21 protein-coding genes are annotated in these 20500 nt (G+C 36.6%); 2 read left to right on the top strand and 19 right to left on the bottom strand.

The features are described from left to right. Positions 1-62 precede the first annotated feature (62 nt). The gene (locus tag RBB48_RS23220; protein WP_002096914.1) at positions 63-1013 is read right to left on the bottom strand and encodes a LolA family protein; all 951 of its coding nucleotides are present in this window, start codon (positions 1011-1013) and stop codon (positions 63-65) included. Between the two features lie 156 nt (positions 1014-1169). Next, complete coding sequence (gene acpS / locus RBB48_RS23215) at positions 1170-1529, bottom strand: holo-ACP synthase (protein ID WP_000635044.1); 360 nt, start codon at positions 1527-1529, stop codon at positions 1170-1172. A 92-nt stretch (positions 1530-1621) separates the two neighbouring features. On the opposite strand from acpS, the gene RBB48_RS23210 reads away from it, so the two are divergent. Beyond that, the gene (locus RBB48_RS23210) at positions 1622-2194 is read left to right on the top strand and encodes a rhomboid family intramembrane serine protease (RefSeq protein ID WP_088061743.1); all 573 of its coding nucleotides are present in this window, start codon (positions 1622-1624) and stop codon (positions 2192-2194) included. On the opposite strand, the gene uvsE is transcribed toward RBB48_RS23210, so the two are convergent. The 13 genes from uvsE to RBB48_RS23145 all read right to left on the bottom strand — a co-directional run bounded on the left by uvsE (position 2187) and on the right by RBB48_RS23145 (position 15204). After that, entirely contained in the window at positions 2187-3149 is a 963-nt protein-coding gene (gene uvsE / locus RBB48_RS23205) for a UV DNA damage repair endonuclease UvsE (RefSeq protein WP_048542883.1), read from the bottom strand. The two genes, RBB48_RS23210 and uvsE, sit on opposite strands and share 8 nt — an antisense overlap. Positions 3150-3241: 92 nt before the next feature. Then, positions 3242-4828 carry a degradosome RNA helicase CshA gene (gene cshA, locus RBB48_RS23200; protein WP_000206596.1) on the bottom strand — a complete coding sequence of 529 codons (1587 nt, stop codon included), beginning with the start codon at positions 4826-4828 and terminating at the stop codon, positions 3242-3244. 305 nt (positions 4829-5133) lie between these two features. After that, complete coding sequence (murF, locus tag RBB48_RS23195; protein ID WP_306008152.1) at positions 5134-6510, bottom strand: UDP-N-acetylmuramoyl-tripeptide--D-alanyl-D-alanine ligase; 1377 nt, start codon at positions 6508-6510, stop codon at positions 5134-5136. 60 nt (positions 6511-6570) lie between these two features. After that, positions 6571-7656, bottom strand: coding sequence for a D-alanine--D-alanine ligase (locus tag RBB48_RS23190; RefSeq protein ID WP_000161438.1), 1086 nt, complete (start codon positions 7654-7656; stop codon positions 6571-6573). Positions 7657-8025: 369 nt separating this feature from the next. Further along, positions 8026-9297 (bottom strand): MDR family MFS transporter, encoded by a 1272-nt coding sequence (locus RBB48_RS23185; RefSeq protein WP_098230761.1) that lies wholly within the window; start codon positions 9295-9297, stop codon positions 8026-8028. A 108-nt stretch (positions 9298-9405) separates the two neighbouring features. Further along, positions 9406-10821 carry a branched-chain amino acid transporter BcaP gene (gene bcaP / locus RBB48_RS23180; RefSeq protein WP_000809356.1) on the bottom strand — a complete coding sequence of 472 codons (1416 nt, stop codon included), beginning with the start codon at positions 10819-10821 and terminating at the stop codon, positions 9406-9408. A gap of 231 nt (positions 10822-11052) precedes the next feature. Continuing rightward, positions 11053-12225: a homogentisate 1,2-dioxygenase gene (locus RBB48_RS23175; RefSeq protein ID WP_048542891.1), complete on the bottom strand. Its 1173-nt coding sequence runs from the start codon at positions 12223-12225 to the stop codon at positions 11053-11055. Continuing rightward, on the bottom strand, positions 12191-13147 hold the full coding sequence (locus tag RBB48_RS23170; RefSeq protein ID WP_000674024.1) for a fumarylacetoacetate hydrolase family protein: 957 nt from the start codon (positions 13145-13147) through the stop codon (positions 12191-12193). Before RBB48_RS23170 ends, RBB48_RS23175 begins: the two co-directional genes overlap by 35 nt. Before the next feature lie 66 nt (positions 13148-13213). Further along, entirely contained in the window at positions 13214-14332 is a 1119-nt protein-coding gene (gene hppD, locus RBB48_RS23165; protein ID WP_098230763.1) for a 4-hydroxyphenylpyruvate dioxygenase, read from the bottom strand. A 310-nt stretch (positions 14333-14642) separates the two neighbouring features. Further along, complete coding sequence (locus RBB48_RS23160) at positions 14643-14753, bottom strand: DUF3948 family protein (RefSeq protein WP_001083700.1); 111 nt, start codon at positions 14751-14753, stop codon at positions 14643-14645. Positions 14754-14795: 42 nt separating this feature from the next. Beyond that, entirely contained in the window at positions 14796-14912 is a 117-nt protein-coding gene (locus RBB48_RS23155; RefSeq protein WP_000654250.1) for a DUF3948 family protein, read from the bottom strand. Between the two features lie 35 nt (positions 14913-14947). After that, positions 14948-15055, bottom strand: coding sequence for a DUF3948 family protein (locus tag RBB48_RS23150; RefSeq protein ID WP_000664237.1), 108 nt, complete (start codon positions 15053-15055; stop codon positions 14948-14950). A 41-nt stretch (positions 15056-15096) separates the two neighbouring features. Next, positions 15097-15204 (bottom strand): DUF3948 family protein, encoded by a 108-nt coding sequence (locus RBB48_RS23145; protein ID WP_000664237.1) that lies wholly within the window; start codon positions 15202-15204, stop codon positions 15097-15099. A gap of 451 nt (positions 15205-15655) precedes the next feature. Between RBB48_RS23145 and RBB48_RS23140 the strand changes: the two genes are divergently transcribed. Further along, complete coding sequence (locus tag RBB48_RS23140) at positions 15656-16528, top strand: Cof-type HAD-IIB family hydrolase (RefSeq protein ID WP_000766409.1); 873 nt, start codon at positions 15656-15658, stop codon at positions 16526-16528. A 37-nt stretch (positions 16529-16565) separates the two neighbouring features. Here the strand turns inward: RBB48_RS23140 and RBB48_RS23135 are convergent, their stop codons facing one another. The 4 genes from RBB48_RS23135 to RBB48_RS23120 are packed head-to-tail and all read right to left on the bottom strand — an operon-like array spanning position 16566 to position 20413. Further along, positions 16566-17531 carry an ABC transporter ATP-binding protein gene (locus RBB48_RS23135; RefSeq protein WP_001294493.1) on the bottom strand — a complete coding sequence of 322 codons (966 nt, stop codon included), beginning with the start codon at positions 17529-17531 and terminating at the stop codon, positions 16566-16568. Continuing rightward, positions 17528-18508, bottom strand: a complete 981-nt coding sequence (locus RBB48_RS23130) for an ABC transporter ATP-binding protein (protein WP_306008151.1) — start codon at positions 18506-18508, stop codon at positions 17528-17530. The genes RBB48_RS23135 and RBB48_RS23130 overlap by 4 nt, the downstream gene beginning before the upstream one ends. Before the next feature lie 10 nt (positions 18509-18518). Next, positions 18519-19442 (bottom strand): oligopeptide ABC transporter permease, encoded by a 924-nt coding sequence (opp4C, locus tag RBB48_RS23125; protein WP_000447957.1) that lies wholly within the window; start codon positions 19440-19442, stop codon positions 18519-18521. Positions 19443-19456: 14 nt separating this feature from the next. Beyond that, the gene (locus RBB48_RS23120) at positions 19457-20413 is read right to left on the bottom strand and encodes an ABC transporter permease (protein ID WP_000860732.1); all 957 of its coding nucleotides are present in this window, start codon (positions 20411-20413) and stop codon (positions 19457-19459) included. Positions 20414-20500 lie beyond the last annotated feature (87 nt).

Raw genomic sequence — 20500 nt, 5'->3', positions numbered from 1 at the left:
TGAAATCCACCCTTCAAACTAAGAAAAGACGTGGTGCACATATATCACCACGTCTAAGAAGTTTACTTCACTTGCTTCTCTGTAACTGAACGAGCAACCATTAATAGCTCCTTCGGCTCTAAACCTTTAGACACGAGCATATATTCTACTCCGTTATGCGACCACGTTAAAGAATCTTTCGTCAATGCCCCAATTGTAAAGCCAAGATCAACCAATTCTCCGCTCACACTTATCGCTGACGAAGCCTCTGCAACTTTTGCCTTTTCTTGTATCAAAGTAAAGGATTTCTTACTTCCAGTGTATGTGAGTATCGCACGCTTGCCACTGTCTGTCTTTAACTCTTTTTCATCTTTCAAAACCATACCTTGCGGCGTATCACGCGGATACAAAATAGCAAATGGTTTGTCTTCTTTCGCTGTTGTTTGAACATCTACTTGCGCTCTAGACATATTTTGTTTCGTATCAAATGCACCTTTATCAAATTTCGCATCAAATTTCACTTTTGAGAAATCTACTTTCACAAGAACATTTTGATCATTATCCATTAACTTCACCGAAACTGGTGTTAAATCACTTTTCTTCAATGTAATCTCTTGTTTCGGCAACATGTTTTGATGTTGATAGTTTGTTTTTGTTTTAAAAATATAATACTTATCTGTTTTTTCAAAAGTAAGGTTTTTCTTATCCTGCAAAATATCTCTCACAAGGGATTCATATAAATAAGCCTGGCTACTATTTTGCGGCCAATCACTTTGGAAACGGAAACTCTTATTAAGTGCTGGCGTTAATACAAATACCCCTTCTTCATTTCTTAAAATAATTTGGCTTTGATCTTTTTTCGCATTCTGCAAATTCACACGATAAAAAGAAGGTTCCTTATGCCATATTTCTACCTTGTACTCCTGAGGCTCATTCCCTGTTTTAATAGATAATTTTGCTTCAGCTTGATAACTTTTCATCCCTTTTACTTTCGCCTCTAAATCTCTCACAACATCATCTTGTTTCTTTTCCATACAACCCGCCAACACAAAAACGGTTAATAAACCGACAAGAACTAAAAACAGACGCCTTTTCATCACTTCAGCCCCTTTGCCCCTATAAATGAATGGAAGATGTACCTTCCTTATCGCTACATCAAATATATGAGACAAAGATATAAAATATGCAGACTAGCGTGACGAGCTTTCTAAAACAACTTGAGCAACAGCAAATTCCTTACTATGACTAATTGATAAATGAACAATATGCTCTGTACTTGTAACGAGAATCGGCTTACCTCTATCATCATTCCTTACTTCAATATCTAAAAAACTCACTTCTTTTCCAATACCAGTTCCTACCGCTTTTGAATACGCCTCTTTCGCTGCAAATCTTCCAGCTACAAACTCTGTAAGGCGACTTCCCTTCAGCTCCTTAGCAACATTACGTTCACTTTCAGTTAAAATACGCTCCATAAATTTAAGTTTTCCATCTAGCATTTTTTCAATTCGATTCAATTCAATAATATCGATTCCAATCCCTACAATCATTTCAAAATCCCCTTCTTCTATTTAGCTTTCTTTTTTCATATTGTAAGAATAACAGAGAATCTTTCTGATGCAAAAGGAGTGATACTCACAACATGCTAATACCTTCTGCCCGCATTTCCTTACAACCAATCGTCATCGCTTTACTTCTCATACAATTAGTCATGATTATGTTAGGCGACTTTCTTCTCTTTCCCATGGCATCCTACAATGAATATATCGCTAAAGGAGAATGGTGGCGTCTCATAACTTCCTTACTTGTACATGTAGACTTACAACATTTCCTTTCTAATAGTATTTGTTTATTTGTGCTTGGCTCTTCTATTGAAAAACAACTAGGGCACTTTTCTTTCATCATTATTTTTTTCCTTTCTGGAACTCTTGGAAATATTTCTTCTTATCTCATTATGCCTCTTGAATATATTCATGCCGGGGCATCTGGTGGTATTTTCGGATTGCTAGGTGCACAATTATTTCTATTGTATAGTCGATATCGTTCTTCCAATCCAAGAGACATTGCTATTTTTTCAATCATGATATGTATATTACTACTATTCACTTTCTTCAATCCCTCCGCTAACCCTATAAGCCATTTAACAGGATTGATTATTGGTGGTATTTGCACTCCTTTATTAACAAAAAAATTCGATGGTGCAGAGCTTATTTAATATAAAAGCTCGCACCATCGACAATTTCTACATCTGTTTGTTTACTTAAATCTCTCATTAGTTGAAATAAAGACTCATCCTTCTTCTTCGCTTCAATCATACAATCAATTTGCGGAACACTTCCCTTTATCTTTTTTAAAAAAGATAAAAAAGTATCTACATCAATAAAGTCCGCATGCGCTCTCGGGTCTTTTCCCTCTCTAGGACTAGAAATGTGCATTTTCACTGGTAACAAAGACGATTCCCACGTATGTACAACACGCGCCCAATCTTCATGCCAATCTTCTCGATCATTATTCATCATATGGTGATGCAAATCAAACACGACTGGAATATCTAATTTTTCACCTAAATACAATGTTTCTTCTAAAGAAAAGGTCGTATCATCATTTTCTAATATGACCATCTCTTGGATACTTCTTGGAACACTTGACCAATTTTCTATAAAGCGTTCTAATGCGAGTTCCTTATCTTTATAACCTCCACCCACATGTAATACGCATCGTTGCTTATGTTCAATCCCCATACCTTTTAATAATTTTTTATGCATCTGCAATGTCTTTACAGATTGTTTAAAAATATTCTCTTCAGGTGAATTCAGCACAACGAAATGATCTGGATGAAAATCAATACGCATATTCATTCGAATAGCGTAATCACCTAGTACTTTTAAATTTTCTTTTAAGGGGCGAATATAGTTCCACTCTAACAACTCCTCATGATTCGCTAAAGGAACAAGCTTGGAACTAAGCCGAAAGAAAGATATATCATGCCCTTTATTATGCTTTAATAACCGTAAACAATTTTCTAAATTCGAATTAGCAATTCTTTCGAGTTTACGAATTGCAGCCTCTCGATCACCAATTCGTTGAAACTGCGCATATGTCATCGTTTGAGATGGAGATGCATTCTTTAAATGTACACTCATCGCAACATATCCAAGTCTTACAAGCATGTAGCACCTCTTTTCTACACAAGTTATTATGTAGTATGTACAATTACAGAAATAAAAAAAGAGAATGCCAGCAAAGGGCATTCTCTTTTTTATTAAGCTTGTGGACGGCTATGATGTTTTCTTTCGCCACGTCCATTTGAAGATCCAGGGCGACCTTGACCTTCACCTTTACGACCACGGCTACCACCATCACGATTGCGATCACGGTTACGGCCATCGCCACCACGGCTACCACCATCACGATTGCGATCACGGTTACGACCATCGCCACCGCCGCGTCCGTCACGACTACGATTACGGTTACCATCACGGTATCCGCCTCCGTTACCGCCGCGTTTTTTAGAACCGCCACCTCTTGAAACAACTGGTGGTTCTGACGTTAAAGCGATTGGAGTTGTATCTGGCTCTTTTGTCATCATTTTTAAAGCAGCAGCTACTACTGTTACAGAATCATTCTCTTCTAACATTTCTTCTGCAATACGCTTGTAGTATGATAAATTATCATTTTCAATTGTGCTTTGAAGTTTTTCAGCGATTAAACGTTGTTGACCTTCTAATGCCTCGTCAAGTGTCGGTGCTTCCATACGATCAACTTTACGTTTTGTAGTGCGCTCGATATTTTTTAATTGTCCTGATTCACGTGGTGTTACAAATAACATTGCAATACCTTTTTTACCTGCACGGCCAGTACGACCGATACGGTGAACGTATGATTCTGGATCTTGTGGGATATCGAAGTTATATACATGTGTTACGCCTGAAATATCAAGACCACGTGCAGCAACGTCTGTTGCAACAAGAACTTCAATAGCACCTTCTTTAAATTTACGTAATACAGACATACGCTTCGCTTGTGTTAAGTCACCGTGAATACCTTCTGCTGCATAACCACGTAAGTTTAATGCTTCTGATAATTCATCAACACGACGCTTTGTACGACCGAATACGATTGCAAGCTCTGGAGATTGAATATCTAATAAGCGTGTTAACACGTCAAACTTTTTCTTTTCTTGCACTTCTAAATAGAACTGCTGAATGTTTGGCATTGTTACTTCTTTTGCTTTTACTTTAATGTGTTGAGGCTCAGTCATGAAACGCTCAGCAATACGACGGATTGGATCTGGCATTGTCGCTGAGAATAATAATGTTTGATGTGTATCTGGCACATCTGTTAAAATCGCTTCAATATCTTCAATGAAGCCCATGTTTAACATTTCATCCGCTTCGTCAAGAACAACTGTCTCTACGTTTTGTAAGCGAAGTGTTTTACGGTTAATATGATCTAAAATACGACCCGGCGTACCAACAATAATGTGTGGGTGTTTTTTTAGAGCACGAATTTGGCGGTTAATATCTTGACCACCATAGATTGGTAAAATACGAACGCGTTTATGTTTACCAATTTTGTACAGCTCTTCTCCAACTTGAATTGCTAATTCACGCGTTGGCGCGATAACAATACCTTGAACTGCTTCTTTATTTGTATCCACTTTATCTAATAGTGGTAATCCGAATGCTGCTGTTTTCCCTGTACCTGTTTGCGCTTGCCCAATAATATCCTTACCTTGCAATGCATGTGGAATTGTTTCAGCTTGAATCGGCGTAGCCTCTTCAAAGCCCATACTTTCAACAGATTGTAGTAAAGACTCACTTAATCCTAATTCTCGAAATGTTGTCAATGTTACTTCTCCTTTTCTATCCTATACTTATCATTTAAAAAAAGGCGTTTTCCGAATTTGCGGAAAAGCCCTTTTCCTGAATGCTCACGTATATAAACGGGCGTATATTCTTCGCGAAAATACTTCTAAACGTTATTACACTTTATCAATTATAAGTTTTGTATGTGCAAAAAGCAAACCCAACTGTTACCTTATTTTCATATTCAGAGTTTTTTTCTTCACTTTTATTTTTTTATATTTACTGTAAGCGCTTATTATAAGTTTCTTCTATTTTCGCATCTATCATCCCTATTTATATACACCAATTATTTCAACATCGTAATTACTTCTTCCAATTTCATGCCGCGAGATGCTTTTATTAATACAACATCTTTCACATCAACTACTGCTTGTAACTCTTTTACTAGCTCCTCTTTATTATCATACGCTTTTACACGCTCAATAGGGAAATTAATTTTCGCTCCTTCAGCAATTTGAGCCCCTAATTTACCATATGTGAACACATATGAGATTTTTGCTGGATCGATTAATTTACCTACCTCATAATGGAATTGTACTTCTTGATCACCAAGTTCTAGCATATCACCAAGTACAACAATTTTTTTAGCAAATCCATCTAAACCATTCATTAGGTGGAACGCTGCTTCCATAGCCGTTGGACTTGCATTATAAGCATCATTGATAATTGTTAAACCACTATTTGTTTTTACAATTTCCATACGCATGCCTGTCATTTGAAGTGTTACTAAACCTTCTTTCATCTCTTCCCACGTTACACCAAAATATTTCGCAATTGCCATTGAAGCAAGCGTATTGTACACATTGTGTTTTCCTAATACTGGTAAGTAGAATGAAATATTTTCTTCTCTATTCATTTTAAAATGTGTCCCAGTTGCCTGTAATGTTACAGTCGTTGGATAGTAATTATTTGCTCTAGCATCACCAAACGTAACTGTTTCAGCTATTAAATTCATTTCAGGAACACGATTTGTTAATAATGGCTCATCTCCGTTATATACGAATACTCCACCTTCTTGTAATCCTGTCACAATTTCTAATTTCGCTTCAGCAATTGCTTCACGAGAGCCTAAGTCCATTAAATGTGCCTCACCGATGTTCGTAATGATAGCTGCATTTGGACGTGCTAACTTAGATAAGAATTCAATTTCCCCTCGGCTGGACATACCCATCTCTAATACAGCTACTTCTGTATTTTCTTCTAAGTTTAAAATAGTAAGAGGTAACCCAATATGGTTATTAAAGTTTCCTTCTGTTTTTTGAACTTTGAATTTAGTCGCAAGAAGACTTGTTACAATATCTTTTGTAGATGTTTTACCGTTACTCCCTGTCACACCAATAACTTTCACATCCAATTGATTGCGATAGTTTTTCGCTAACATTTGTAATGCTGATAACGTGTCTTCCACAAAAATAACGGGAAGATTCTCAGGTGGATTTGCTACATCTTTCATCCATAATGTCGCCACAGCTCCATTTTCAACGGCTTTATCTACAAAAGCATGTCCATCGAAACGTTCACCTTGAATCGGAACATATAAGTTTCCATTTTCAATTTTTCTCGTATCAATAGAGACTCCTTGTATAGTAATTCCCTCATATTGCTCTGCTAATCCCGTACCATTTACCATCTGTTCTACTTGTTTTAACGTTCGATTTATCATGAGAACACTCCTTACATAGAGGAAGCACTATTCCTGCGAATAGTGCTCCCTCCTTTTTTGTTAGATTGTATATTTAATTTTTTGTTTTTCTTCGTGACGCTCAATCGCTAAACGAATTAGCTCTTCAATTAATTCCGGATACGGTAATCCAGTATGTTGCCATAGTAGAGGGAACATACTAAACGGCGTAAACCCTGGCATCGTATTCACTTCGTTAATATATACTTCTCCGTCTTTCGTTAAGAAGAAATCAGCTCTTGTTAAGCCAGCACTATCTAACGATTGGAATGCAATAATTGCATCTCGCTTAATGACATTAGACTCTTCTTCTGTCATTTCAGCCGGAATAATTAATGCTGTATCGCCATCGATATATTTCGACTTATAATCATAGAAGTCCTTTTTCGGTACGATTTCACCTACAACTGAACATTTCGGTTCATCATTACCTAATACACCAACTTCTACTTCACGTCCAACAATATTTTCTTCTACAATAATTTTGCGATCAAATTGGAATGCCTCTTCAAATGCATTCTCAAGCTCTTCACGATTTTTACACTTATTAATACCAACACTTGAACCAAGGTTTGCTGGTTTTACGAAGCAAGGATATCCTAAAACTTCTTCTACTTTTTCGTATGCTGTTTCACAATCTTTTTCCCATGCACTACGAATAAACGATGCATACTTCGCTTGTTTCAATCCAGCTTCTGCAAAGATGTTTTTCATAACAACTTTATCCATACCAGCAGCAGATGCTAGAACACCATTTCCTACATAAGGAATGTTCATTAATTCTAATAATCCTTGAACCGTTCCATCTTCACCATTTGGTCCATGTAATAATGGGAAAATAACGTCGATAGCATTTTCCTCAGAAGCTGCAGATGGAATGATTTCTGTGCTTAATGATAACGGAGAAATCGCATTTTCTGCACCGCTCATTTTTAGAACTTCAACATCTGTTACTTCACCTTCAATACGCTCACCGCGCACCCATTGACCTTGTTCTGTAATATAAATTGGATGAATCTCGAATTTATCTTGATTTAATGCTTTAATAGCAGCAAGAGCCGTTTGTAGCGAAACTTGATGCTCAGCTGATTTTCCACCATATAATAAACCTAATTTAATTTTTGTCACTGAAATCACCCTAACCAATTGTTTTCATTTTTCTATTTTAGCACTTTTTATAAAAATAGGTAGTTCCTATTTGAAATAAAATGTAACTTCCACAAATAATTAAATGACACCACTTATTGGTTTTCTATACTTTTTCTACTTAACTTTCTTCATAAATATACAAAATTAAATTCTAAAATACAGTGAAACTTTAATTAACGAGGGGCCATCCCCACTAATTATCAGCCCGCACCAATCGGACAGTTATCTCCCGCCGAATTTTGAGGTGGAAGTCTTACTGCCCATAAATAGCGGGATAAAATTGTAATCCAATCTAGTTATGTACCTAAAATATGTAGAAATCCCCTTTTTGTGTATGTCATCTACTCATTAAGAAGACTGTTTGGTCAGTGTGCCTTTTTGCCTTTGCTCAACGAGACGATCTAAAGAAACATATACAATACCTGCAACTACACACCCTACAGCTAAAATTGTAAATAGAAAGTGGCCAAGTAATCGATCCAATAAAAAACCGCCAAGAAGTGGACCGAATGCGCCTCCTGTAATCCACTGCAAACTGGCAGCTCCCATATAAGTCCCTCTCAAGTGCTCAGGGGCCAAATTCGCTACAAACGTCATCTGTACAGGCGACATAATCATCTCACCTAACGTATATATGGCATAAACGAACAGCAACGTTATTAAAATAATCGTAGCATTTGCATCAAATTCCCCAAACCACTTCGGTAACCATCCTATAAAGAACAAACCAACACCGAACAAACATGCACCATATAACATCGTCTTTCCGACAGGTTTATCTGTGGCCCATTTTGAAATTTGAAATTGGAACAACACAACTAATAGTCCATTTAAAGCCATTAAATATGGATATGGATTGTTAGTTCCAAAAATGCCTTTCATTTCATTATCAAAGTGCAGCGGCAACATGCCCTCTGTTTGAGAAAATCCCATCGAAATAATGATACCTGCTAACAAATAAATCATTAGTGCCTTATCTCTCATTACAATTTTCCAAACCGCCTCTGATTCCTTTTCTTTATTTTCTTCTTTATTCGCACTCTTTGGCATTGTCTCTTGAATAAGAATGAATACAAGTAATGCATAAAATAACATCGTAGACGAGGCAATAATAAACACAAGGTTCTTCGACAACATAACTACTGAAGCACCCATTATCGGGCCAATTGCAGCACCCATATTGTGCCCCATTCGTAATAAACCATATGCTTCTGTTCTTTTTTCAGGTGCTGTTACATCCGCAACCATTGCTGATGCAGCGGGATGGAATAATGAATTGCTGAGCCCTAAAAAAATAGATAAAATAGCATAAGGAATAAATCCTTCTATAAATAAAAAACCTAGCATGAACAAAGCATTACTCACCATTGAAAAAATCATTATTGGCTTTCTTCCATATATATCAGCAATCCTCCCACCGAGAAGAGAACCGAAACTTGCGGCAATCGGAGAAAGTGCCATAATAACCCCTACTTCCAATAACGAATCCACCTTATCTTTTAAATATAGGGCAAAAAAAGGCATCAACATCATCATTGCAATTCCATTTAACGTTTCGCCAATAAACCGAATCCATATGTTTCGGTCCATCTCCCTTAACTCACGCCACGTATTTTTCATACATTCCCCCCTCAGTTCCCCAACAATTATATTATATACACAATCAGAAAAATGTAAATTTTCAGAATAAAAAATCCATCCTAACAGAATTAGAATGGATTTTTCAACTTATAAATTCGCTGCATCTTCTTCGTCTTTACTATTATTTAAAGCACTATGTTTTCGGCTATATAAGAAGTAAACTGCAATACCGATAACCATCCATACCCCAAAACTAATCCAAGCAGTTCCGGATAACTGAAGCATTAAATATAAACAAAAAATCACCGTTAATGCTGGTAAAAATGGTACAAGCGGTGCCTTAAATGCTCTTGGTAAATCCGGATGAGTTCTTCTCATTACAATAACAGCAACAGCTACAAGTGCAAAGGCTGATAAAGTCCCCATATTTACAAGATGCGCTAACACATTTAAATCTATTAATCCTGAAATAAGTGCTGCAATAATTCCTGTTGTCCATGTATTTAAAAATGGTGTTTTAAATTTTGGATGGACTTTAGCAAGGCGCTTCGGCAATAATCCATCTCTACTCATTGCATACGAAACACGTACTTGCCCATACATCATAACTAACATTACTGTTGTGATTCCTGTAATTGCTCCTACTGAAATTACTCCCGCTAAACTATCTTGTCCAATAAATTGAAGTGCAAAAGCAACTGGATCTGATATATTTAACTGTCCGTATGGAACAATTCCTGTCAAAATAAGTGAAACAACAATATAAAGAACCGTACAAATTAATAAAGATGCAATAATGCCAATTGGTAAATCACGTTGTGGACGTTTCACTTCTTCTGCTGCCGTTGAAACTGCATCAAACCCTATGAATGCAAAAAACACTGTAGCAGCTCCAGCCATTACACCATCTAAGCCAAACGGCATAAAAGGTGTCCAATTTTCAGGTTTTACATAATTAAAACCAGCAAAGATAAATATGAGAACAACCGCTAATTTAATAAACACCATAATGTTATTTATTCGTGCACTTTCACGAACACCTCTAGATAAAAGAACTGTCATTACTAAAATAATTAGAACCGCAGGCAAATCAATTATTCCACCCTTTCCTGTACCAGGGGCCGAGGAGAGAATGGTAGGAATATGGATCCCAAATCCCTTTAATAAAGATTGAAAATAAGCGGACCAACCGTTTGCTACAGCAGATGTAGCGAGTAAATACTCAAGCATTAAGTCCCATCCAATTAAAAATGCGAATACCTCTCCCATCGTCGCATATGTGTACGTATACACACTGCCTGAGACAGGAACTGAAGAAGCGAATTCAGCATAACAAAATGCAGCAAAGGCACAGGCTAACGCGGCTATCGCAAATGATAATATAATAGCTGGCCCAGAATGTTTTGCTGCTACCACGCCCGTTAGAACAAAAATACCTGTTCCAACAATTGCCCCGATTCCAAGCATAGTTAAATCCAATGCACCCAATGTTCTTGCTAACGTCTTTTGCTTACTCTCTTGCATTAGCTTTGCAATAGGCTTCTTTTGAAAAATTTGCTTCATAGCATGCTCCTCCAAGTTTTAAATTTTCTGAAAATTTTTAATTCGCTTTTTTATTTTACTCATTGCACTTTCCCCAGTCAATACTTTTGTCGAAATAAGTAGAAATCTTTCGGAACATACAATATCCTTATCGTTGTTTCTATATATCTTTCCGTATTTTTTTTTGGTATTATTATACATGTCGATTCCACAAAAGAGGCATGCTCACTTATTGAGCATGCCTCTTTTTACCTATTTCACAGTATGTGAACCTTCTTCAATCCAGCTATACATATATTTTTCATCTTCTGTTTCATGTGCTTGCTTTACAATACGAAGCGGACGGAACGTGTCTATCATAACAGCTAGTTCAAGTGTTTCTTTCTTCCCTATACTTCCCTCTGTTTTCCCAGGATGCGGCCCATGAGGAATTCCGCTCGGATGAAGTGTAATAGAACCTTCTTCCACACCTTTCCGGCTCATAAAGTTTCCTTCTACATAGTACAGTACTTCATCACTATTCACGTTACTATGATAATATGGTGCCGGAATAGATTCTGGATGATAGTCGTATAAACGTGGTACGAAAGAACAAATAACGAAATTGTGACCTTCGAACGTTTGATGTACTGGAGGTGGCTGATGAATACGACCTGTGATTGGTTCAAAGTCCTCTACATTAAAGACCCACGGATATAAATAGCCATCCCAACCAACAACATCTAACGGATGGTGCCCTAAAACATGTTTATGCATATAGCCTCGCGACTTTGTCATTACGACAAACTCACCTTTTTGATCATACGTCTCTAATTTTTCAGGACCACGAATATCTCTCTCACAAAACGGACTATGCTCTAACAATTGTCCATATTCATTCCGATAACGACGCGGCGTTGTGATTTGACTATTTGCCTCTACAACAAGAAACTTAGTCTCTCCCTCATCTGGAATAACACGATAAATCGTTCCAATTGGGATTGTTACATAATCACCTTTTCGATAGTGAATCGTTCCAAACATCGTTTCAATTTTCCCTGTTCCGTAATGAACAAATAACATTTCATCACCATCACCATTACGGTAGAAATAGTCCATTTTTTCTGTTGGAGCCACTACTCCAATTAATAAATCCTCATTCCCAAGCATAAAATTCCTTCCGCTTACTGCATCGCCAGTTTTTTTATTTTCTTTCGTGCGAAAATGACGATGAGCAAGAGCTACATCTTCTTCATACTGCAACTGACAAGAATGAGATAATGCCGCATGACCTACTTCCGTTGGCATATAATGATGGTACAAAATAGATTGCGTACCAGAAAAACCTTTTGTTCCCATTACCTGTTCGCGATAAAGCGACCCATCTTTTTTACGGAATTGTACATGTCGTTTATGAGGTAGCTCCCCCATGTGACGATAAAACATGCCCATCACCTGCTTCCATTTCTTTTTTGACCGTATTACGTAACGTACCTAAACCAGTAATCGTAAGTTCTACAACATCCCCATCTTGCAGCCACTCTTCCGTACCCAGTTCTAAAACACAACCTGTTCCTACTGTCCCAGAACCAATCACATCGCCTGGATATAACGTAACGTCTTCCGAAGCACGTTCAATCATTTCAGCAAATGTATAGTAAATATCTTGGAAGTTCCCCTTTGATAATAGCTTTCCATTTACATGAGCAGTCATCTCTAACTCATAACGGTCACCGTTACGATAAACATCCAATTCCTCTTTCGTAACAAGGTGCGCTCCTAATGAAGTTGCAAAATCTTTTCCTTTTGCTGGACCAAGTCCTACCTTCATTTCTGTTGCTTGTAAGTCCCTTGCACTCCAGTCGTTCATAATACAATAACCAAAAATGTATTCCTCTGCTTGCTCACGAGAAATATTTCTTCCTTCTTTCCCAATTACGCAAGCGATCTCTAACTCATAATCAAGCTTTTTAGATTTCTTCGGACCAATTACAAAATCATCTGGACCAATTACAGCACGATGGTTCGTAAAATAAAAAACCGGGATATCGTACCATTCAGGTACAACCTCTAGCCCTCTCCGGCCGCGGGCCGTTTTTACATGCTGTTCAAACGCGTAAAAATCCCGAATACTACTCGGATTAGGAATTGCCGCCGCTAATTGCACTTCCTCTAAGGAATATATACCCTTTTCCGGATTCTCCATATTACGCAATACTTCTACATACTCATCCGCTTTCTCTAAAAAGGCGAACATAGAAGAAGGTAATTTTCCATCACTAGCAAGATTCATATCAATTACTTTGTCACCTTCAAGCCATCCAGCTCGCATTTCTTTCGAAGGAAGACGAAATGTAACAAATTTCATCATGATTCCTCCCTATGAAAATGAAATTTCCACCAGCAAAGAGACTTTTGCTGGTGGATACAAATCTTATAAGTTTCCGCGACGTTCCTGTTCTCTTTCAATTGATTCAAATAATGCTTTAAAGTTCCCTTCTCCAAATCCGCGAGAACCTTTACGTTGAATAATTTCAATAAATAAAGTTGGACGATCTACAATTGGTTTCGTAAAGATTTGTAGTAAGTATCCTTCCTCATCGCGATCTACTAAAATCTTTAATTCTTTTAACCTATCAATTTCTTCATCAATTTTCCCAACTCGCGCACTTAACTCATCATAATAAGTATCAGGTGTATCTAAAAACTCCACACCATTTTCACGAAGTGCTTCCACTGTTTTAACGATATCGCTTGTTAATAAAGCAAGATGTTGTACACCTGCTCCATTATAGAATTCTAGATATTCTTGAATTTGCGATTTTCTCTTTCCATCTGCTGGCTCGTTAATAGGGAACTTAATACGACTTCCATTTGTCATAACTTTCGACATTAATGCTGAATACTCTGTACTAATATCGTCATCATCAAAATGAATCATTTGTTTAAAGCCCATAACATTCTCATAATAGCTAACCCATTCTTCCATTTTCTCAACATTACCAACTACGTGATCTACAGCAATTAAACCTGACTCTGCAAATGGAATATTAAACTCCACTTGTTGGAATCCTGGCATAAATGTTCCTTTATAATTTTTACGCTCTACAAGCGTGTGAATTGTATCACCATACGTACCAATAACTGCTTTTTTCAGTGTACCGTTCTCGTCTGTTAATTCCACAGGTGGAGCAATTGCAACGGCACCACGTTTCACAGCTTCCGAATATGCTTTGTCAACATCGTCAACAAGTAAAGCAACATCTTTTACACCATCACCATGTGTCTTTACAAATTCTGCGATACGATTATCGCTACTTAAAGCACCAGACACAACAAAACGCATATTTTTTTGCACAAGAACATAAGATACCTTTTCACGGTTACCAGTTTCTAATCCAGAGTAAGCCACAATTTTGAACCCGAATGCTCTCGCGAGGTAATAACTTGATTGCTTTGCATTTCCTACGTAAAATTCCAAATGATCTACATCACGTACCGGAAAAAAGTCCTCCATTTGTGCAGCTAGCGTATCCATAGATTTTTGTTTCATAAAATCCTCATCCCCCTGTAAATAGATTAAATGGTTCATACTTAAAACCAACCGAAAACGCTTCCAACATCAATTAATAGAAATTAGTTAGCAAGCTAACAAATTCTGACCTTTAAAATTTTCTATCTTTTCTGTCAAATTCCTCTTTTTTTCTTACATATAAAATTCGACTTTTTTCTCTTTATATGACGGAGGGAATATTCATACTTGAAGGTATATAGGAGAGGAAAACAAAAAAGACCCCAACATATTAACTACTTACTAATATGCTAGAGTCTTTATTTTTTTTGAATGATTGTATTTATATGTCTCATACTAATACATTTGCAAGGAATAAAATAAATGATGTTAATACTACCGCTCCACCTAATGATCCTAATAAATCTGTTTTTGTTACTTGTAACACTTGTTCACTGTTCATATTCCTCATTCTCCTTTCATTTTGTATGATTTAAAACTTCTATTATACTAATACACTTGATAGAAATACGATTAATGCCGTTAATACTACTGCTCCACTTGCTGATCCTACGAAATCACCTTTTGTTACTTGTAATACTTGCTCTTTCATATCTTTCATTCTCCCTTCTATTTTCTTTTGTTACAAAACTTCTATTATACTAATACGCTTGATAGAAATACGATTAATGCCGTTAATACTACCGCCCCACTTGCTGATCCTACGAAGTCACCTTTTGTTACTTGTAATACTTGCTCTTTCATTTTGCATTCTCCTCTCTTTTTCTTTTATTACAAAACTTCTATTATACTAATACGCTTGATAGAAATACGATTAATGCTGTTAATACTACTGCTCCACTTGCTGATCCTACGAAGTCACCTTTTGTTACTTGTAATACTTGCTCTTTCATTTTATGTATCCTCCTTTTTAATAAGTTATCTATATGTAATTTCTAAGAAATGTTTATTTCATAGTTTTTATGTTAGCGTTACATTAAAGTTATTAACGTAACGTTTGTAACATTAATGTAACATAACTATTGTTACGTTGCAATATAATTACGTAAATTTTATTACACTTTTTTTACGTTTTTTTATAAACACCCTTAAAATCCCTGTTTTAATGCACTTTCTACTAAGTTGACGTTTGTAATGTTATTGTAATATTACAGTCATATAACGAAACACCCTCATACCTACCTCTATTTTTGTTACAAATTAAAGTGCATATTCAAAGTAATAAGATGGCGCCTATCAACTTTTTACTGATGGTTCACGCAAGATAAAATACGATCTTTCCAAGATAAGTTTATATGTTTCCTCTATATAACTATGTATAATAAAAACAAAGAGGTGGTCATTTTGAAATTAATCGCATTAGATATGGATGGTACGCTACTATCATCTAATCTTGAAATCTCCAAGGAGAACTTACAAGCTATCCAAACTGCAAAAGAGGCTGGTCATATAGTCATGATTTGTTCTGGTCGTGCAAAAGAGGATGCTTTAAAATTATTGGAAGAATATAAACTATCTCTTCCAGTTGGAGCGAGCAATGGGGCAATTGTTTATGTGGATGGAAAAGTAATTAACTCGCGTTGTTTACAAAACGATAAAGTATACAAGCTTGCAAAATTACTAGAATCTGAAGGTTTTCCTTATAAGCTATATACGAATAAAGGAGTTTATTCTCCATATACATGGCAAGATCAAGTCATGCAAGCGTTCGAAGAAAACAAGCATGCACTAGATGTTACACTTGAAGAACTTGAAAGAATTACAGAAAAACAAAAGAAATCAAACTTAATTACTGATTTCCAAAAAATCGAAGATGTTGTAAATAATCCAGAATTAGAAATATCTAAATTCTTCATTTTGACATTTAATGCAGCGCATCGTGCACAGCTATTAAGCATGTTACAAGAAGACACTGATATTTCAGTTACGGCATCAGCTCCTACTAATGTAGAAATTATGGATAAGCACGGTCATAAAGGGAACGGTCTACAAGAAATGGCTGCTTATTTCAATATACCAATTGAAGATACTATTGCGATCGGGGACAACTTTAATGATGTGCCAATGTTACAAGTAGCTGGCTTATCAGTTGCAATGGGAAATGCTGAAGAAGATGTAAAAAAACTATGTGATGTCGTAACATTAACAAATAATGAGCATGGTGTTGCTCACGCAATCGAGAAATTTGTATTGAAACAAACTTCATCTAGTAAATAAAAAAAGGACTCTTTCAATTTGAAAGGGTCCTTTTCTTTTATACATGATGACAAGCAACAAAATGCTCTTCACCAACATTACGGAATTCTGGTACCGTTTGTTTACAAATATCTGTTGCAAACGGGCAACGTGTATGAAAGCGACAACCCGAAGGTGGATTTGCTGGACTTGGAATATCACCCTCTAGTATAATCCGCTCTCGCTTCACTGTTGGATCTGGTATTGGCACAGCTGATAACAATGCTTTTGTATACGGATGCAGTGGGTTCGTAAATAACTCATCACGCGGCGCTGTTTCCACAATCGTTCCTAAATACATAATTCCAATTTTCGTACATAAGTGCTCTACTACGCTTAAATCATGAGAAATGAACAAATAAGATAGTCCCTTTTTCTCCTGTAACTCACTAAATAAATTAATGATCTGTGCTTGAATAGATACATCTAGTGCTGCCACAGGTTCGTCAGCTACTATAAATTCCGGATTTAATACCATAGCTCTTGCGATAACGATACGCTGACGTTGTCCACCAGAAAACTCATGAGGATACCGGTCAATATGATATGGGGCTAAGCCACATAACTCTAATACTTCTGTCACTTTTTCACGAACATTTTCTTTCGTCGCTAGTCCGTGAGCCAACATCGGCTCGCCAAGTGCTTCTCCAATCCTCATTCTCGGATTTAATGAGCTAAATGGATCTTGAAACACAAGCTGCATATTAGGACGATGTTTTCTCAATTCCTCTTTTGATAGAGAATGAACATCGTGTCCTTTAAACTTCACTTCTCCCTCCGTTTTTTGAACGAGACGTAAAATTGTTTTTCCTATCGTCGTTTTTCCGCTTCCTGATTCACCAACGAGACCGAACACTTCGCCTTTATTAATAGTAAAACTTACTCCATCAACTGCTTTCACATGTCCAATCGTTCTACTAAATATGCCGCCTTTAATTGGGAAATATGTTTTTAAGTTTTTTACTTCTAATAATGGTTCACTCATTCTCCCGCACACTCCTCATATAACCAGCAAGCTACTTTATGATTCTCATCATGTACATTCAGATTTGGCGCTTCTTCTTTACATATTTCCATACAATGCTCACAACGACCGCTAAAGTAGCAAAATTCATCCAAACCAACTAAATTAGGAACCTGCCCTGGAATAGAATATAATTTATCTATTCGTTTTCCCATCACTGGTTTTGATTTCAACAACCCTTTCGTATACGGGTGTTTCGGATTTTGGAATATTTCTAGTACTGGTGCCTCTTCAATAACTTTCCCGCCATACATAACGACAACGTAATCAGCCATCTCAGCTACAACGCCTAAATCATGTGTAATTAATAAAATGGATGTTTTAAATTCTTCTTTTACTTGTCTTAATAAGTCTAATATTTGAGCTTGAATCGTAACATCAAGAGCCGTTGTCGGTTCATCCGCAATTAATAACTTCGGATTACAACTAAGTGCAACAGCAATCATAATACGTTGTAACATGCCACCACTCAGTTCGTGCGGATAAGAATGGACGATTTCATCCGCACGAGCTATACCAACTTTACGAATTAACTCAATTGCCTTCTTATACGCTTCATTTTTGCTAAGTAATTCATGCTCTCTTAACGTCTCTACAATTTGTTCACCTACAGTGAAGACAGGATTTAGCGATGTCATCGGTTCTTGGAAAATCATCGCAATATCATTTCCTCGTAAACTACGAAGCTCTTTCTCTTTCATTCCTAAAAGACTTTTTCCTTCATATAAGATATCTCCACCTACCACACTGCCTGATTCAGCAATAAGTCCCATAATAGATAAAGCTGTTACACTTTTCCCGCAACCCGATTCGCCTACAACACAAACCGTTTCACCTTCTCGAACTGTAAAACTAACATGATTCACAGCCTTTACTGTTCCTTCTTCTGTCTGAAAGTGTGTTTGTAAGTCTTTCAGCTCTACTACCGCTTTACTCATACCTTCTCACCTACCGTCTCATCTTTGGATCTAACGCATCACGAAGTGCATCACCAAGTAAATTAATTGATACAACTGTTATAAAGATTGCGAAGCCAGGCGGAATCCATAACCACGGCCGCTTTTGGAAATCAATTAATGAGTTAGCTGCGCTAATCATATTCCCCCATGATGGTGTAGGTGGGACGACGCCGAGACCTAAGTAACTTAGCGCGGATTCACTCAAAATTGAACCTGCAACACCCAAAGTTGCTACAACAATAAGCAACGGAAAGACGTTAGGAATTAAATGATGAATAATTTTTCGAGAATCCTTTAATCCTAATACATCTGCTGCTTGCATAAAGGCTTGCTCCCGCAATGTTAAAATTTGTCCTCTCACAAGCCGGGCAAGTCCTGGCCATCCTACTAAACTTAAAATAATCATTACAACATATAAACGGTATTCCGATGGTAATTTCCATTCTGATAAAATTGCTCCCATTATAATAAGTAGCGGTAATCCCGGAATGGACATTAACACATCCGCAACACGCATAATTAAATGATCTACAACCCCTCGATAAAAACCAGCAATTGCTCCTAATAAAGCTCCTAGTATAACGGATAATAGCATCGACGCTAAACCAATTGTTAATGAAATACGCCCTGCTTGCATAAGTCTAGTTAAAATATCCCGTCCCAACTGGTCTGTTCCAAGCCAATGTGACAGGCTGGGTGGTTTATTAATTTGTGTTACTTGTACTTTCCCATCAGCATACGGCGAAAAGATTGGACCGATAAAACTAAATAAAAACATAAATATTAAAACGTATAAGCCACACAGTGCCATCTTATTTTTCTTAATTTTTTTATACGCTTGACGCCATGGTGATGATTCATTTCTCTTTTTTCGTTCTTTCTTTTTCTCTATTATTGGTGTAATAGTCTCCATATCTTTCCCCCCCCTTACTTCAATCGAATTCTTGGATCAACAAACGCATATACAATATCAGCTAAGAAATTAGCCATAATTGTTAAACAAGAAAGAAACATTGTAAAGGCCATTAATACCGTATAATCACGGAAGTTTAATGCTTCTAATTGAATACTCCCAATCCCTGGCCAATTAAAAATCTGTTCAATAATAATCGCTCCTGAAAATAAACCAGGTAATTCAAAAGCAAGTAATGTAATTGCTGGCAAAATTGCATTTTTCAATGCATGTTTATAAATAACGGTTCTTTCTTTTAAACCTTTTGCACGAGCAGTACGAATATAATCTTGCCTAACAACATCCAACATGCTAGTTCTAAAATATCGTGTTAATGATCCTACACCAAGAAGCGTTAAAATAAATACAGGTAGAATCATATGACGTAATACTTCTAATATGTATGCTATTCCTGTTGAGTTACTTCCAATATCAATCATGCCACCAATAGGTAATAACTTTAAATCAACTGCTAATAATTTAATTAAAAATAATCCGATAAAGAATGATGGAAATGACATTGCTGCAAAGACACCGATTGTTACCAATCTATCAAACCAAGAGTGCTGCTTTGTTGCAGAAATAACCCCAATAATAAGAGCAATAATCCAAGTGAAAAATAAAGCTGCAACAGCAACGATAAATGTATTCCAAATAAATTTATTAAGTAATGAAGTTACAGGTTCTTGATACTGTAGAGAAAATCCAAAATCACCATGCAAAGCATTCACTAACCATTGAAAATATCTTTCAATAATTGGTTTGTTTAAGCCATACAATTCCCTTAACTCTTGAGCTCTCTCTGGTGTTAACTTAGGATTTGAATCAATATAATCCCCCGGCAAAAGTGCAAATAAGAAAAAAATAATAATAGATGTACCAAACAATGTAGGGATCATTTGAAGGAACCTACGAACGATATATGTTTTCACCTTTTGTCTCCCCAATCCTATTTACTTAAAAATAGAAGAACATTTTTTCAAAACAGCTACTATCCCATCGCTGTATGAAAAAACGCC

It is taken from the genome of Bacillus sp. MMSF_3353 (genome assembly GCF_030733445.1).
In the GTDB taxonomy this organism is placed as follows: domain Bacteria; phylum Bacillota; class Bacilli; order Bacillales; family Bacillaceae_G; genus Bacillus_A; species Bacillus_A wiedmannii.
Note: the sequence above shows the minus strand (reverse complement) of the source record. Positions and strands in the feature narration are given on the sequence as shown.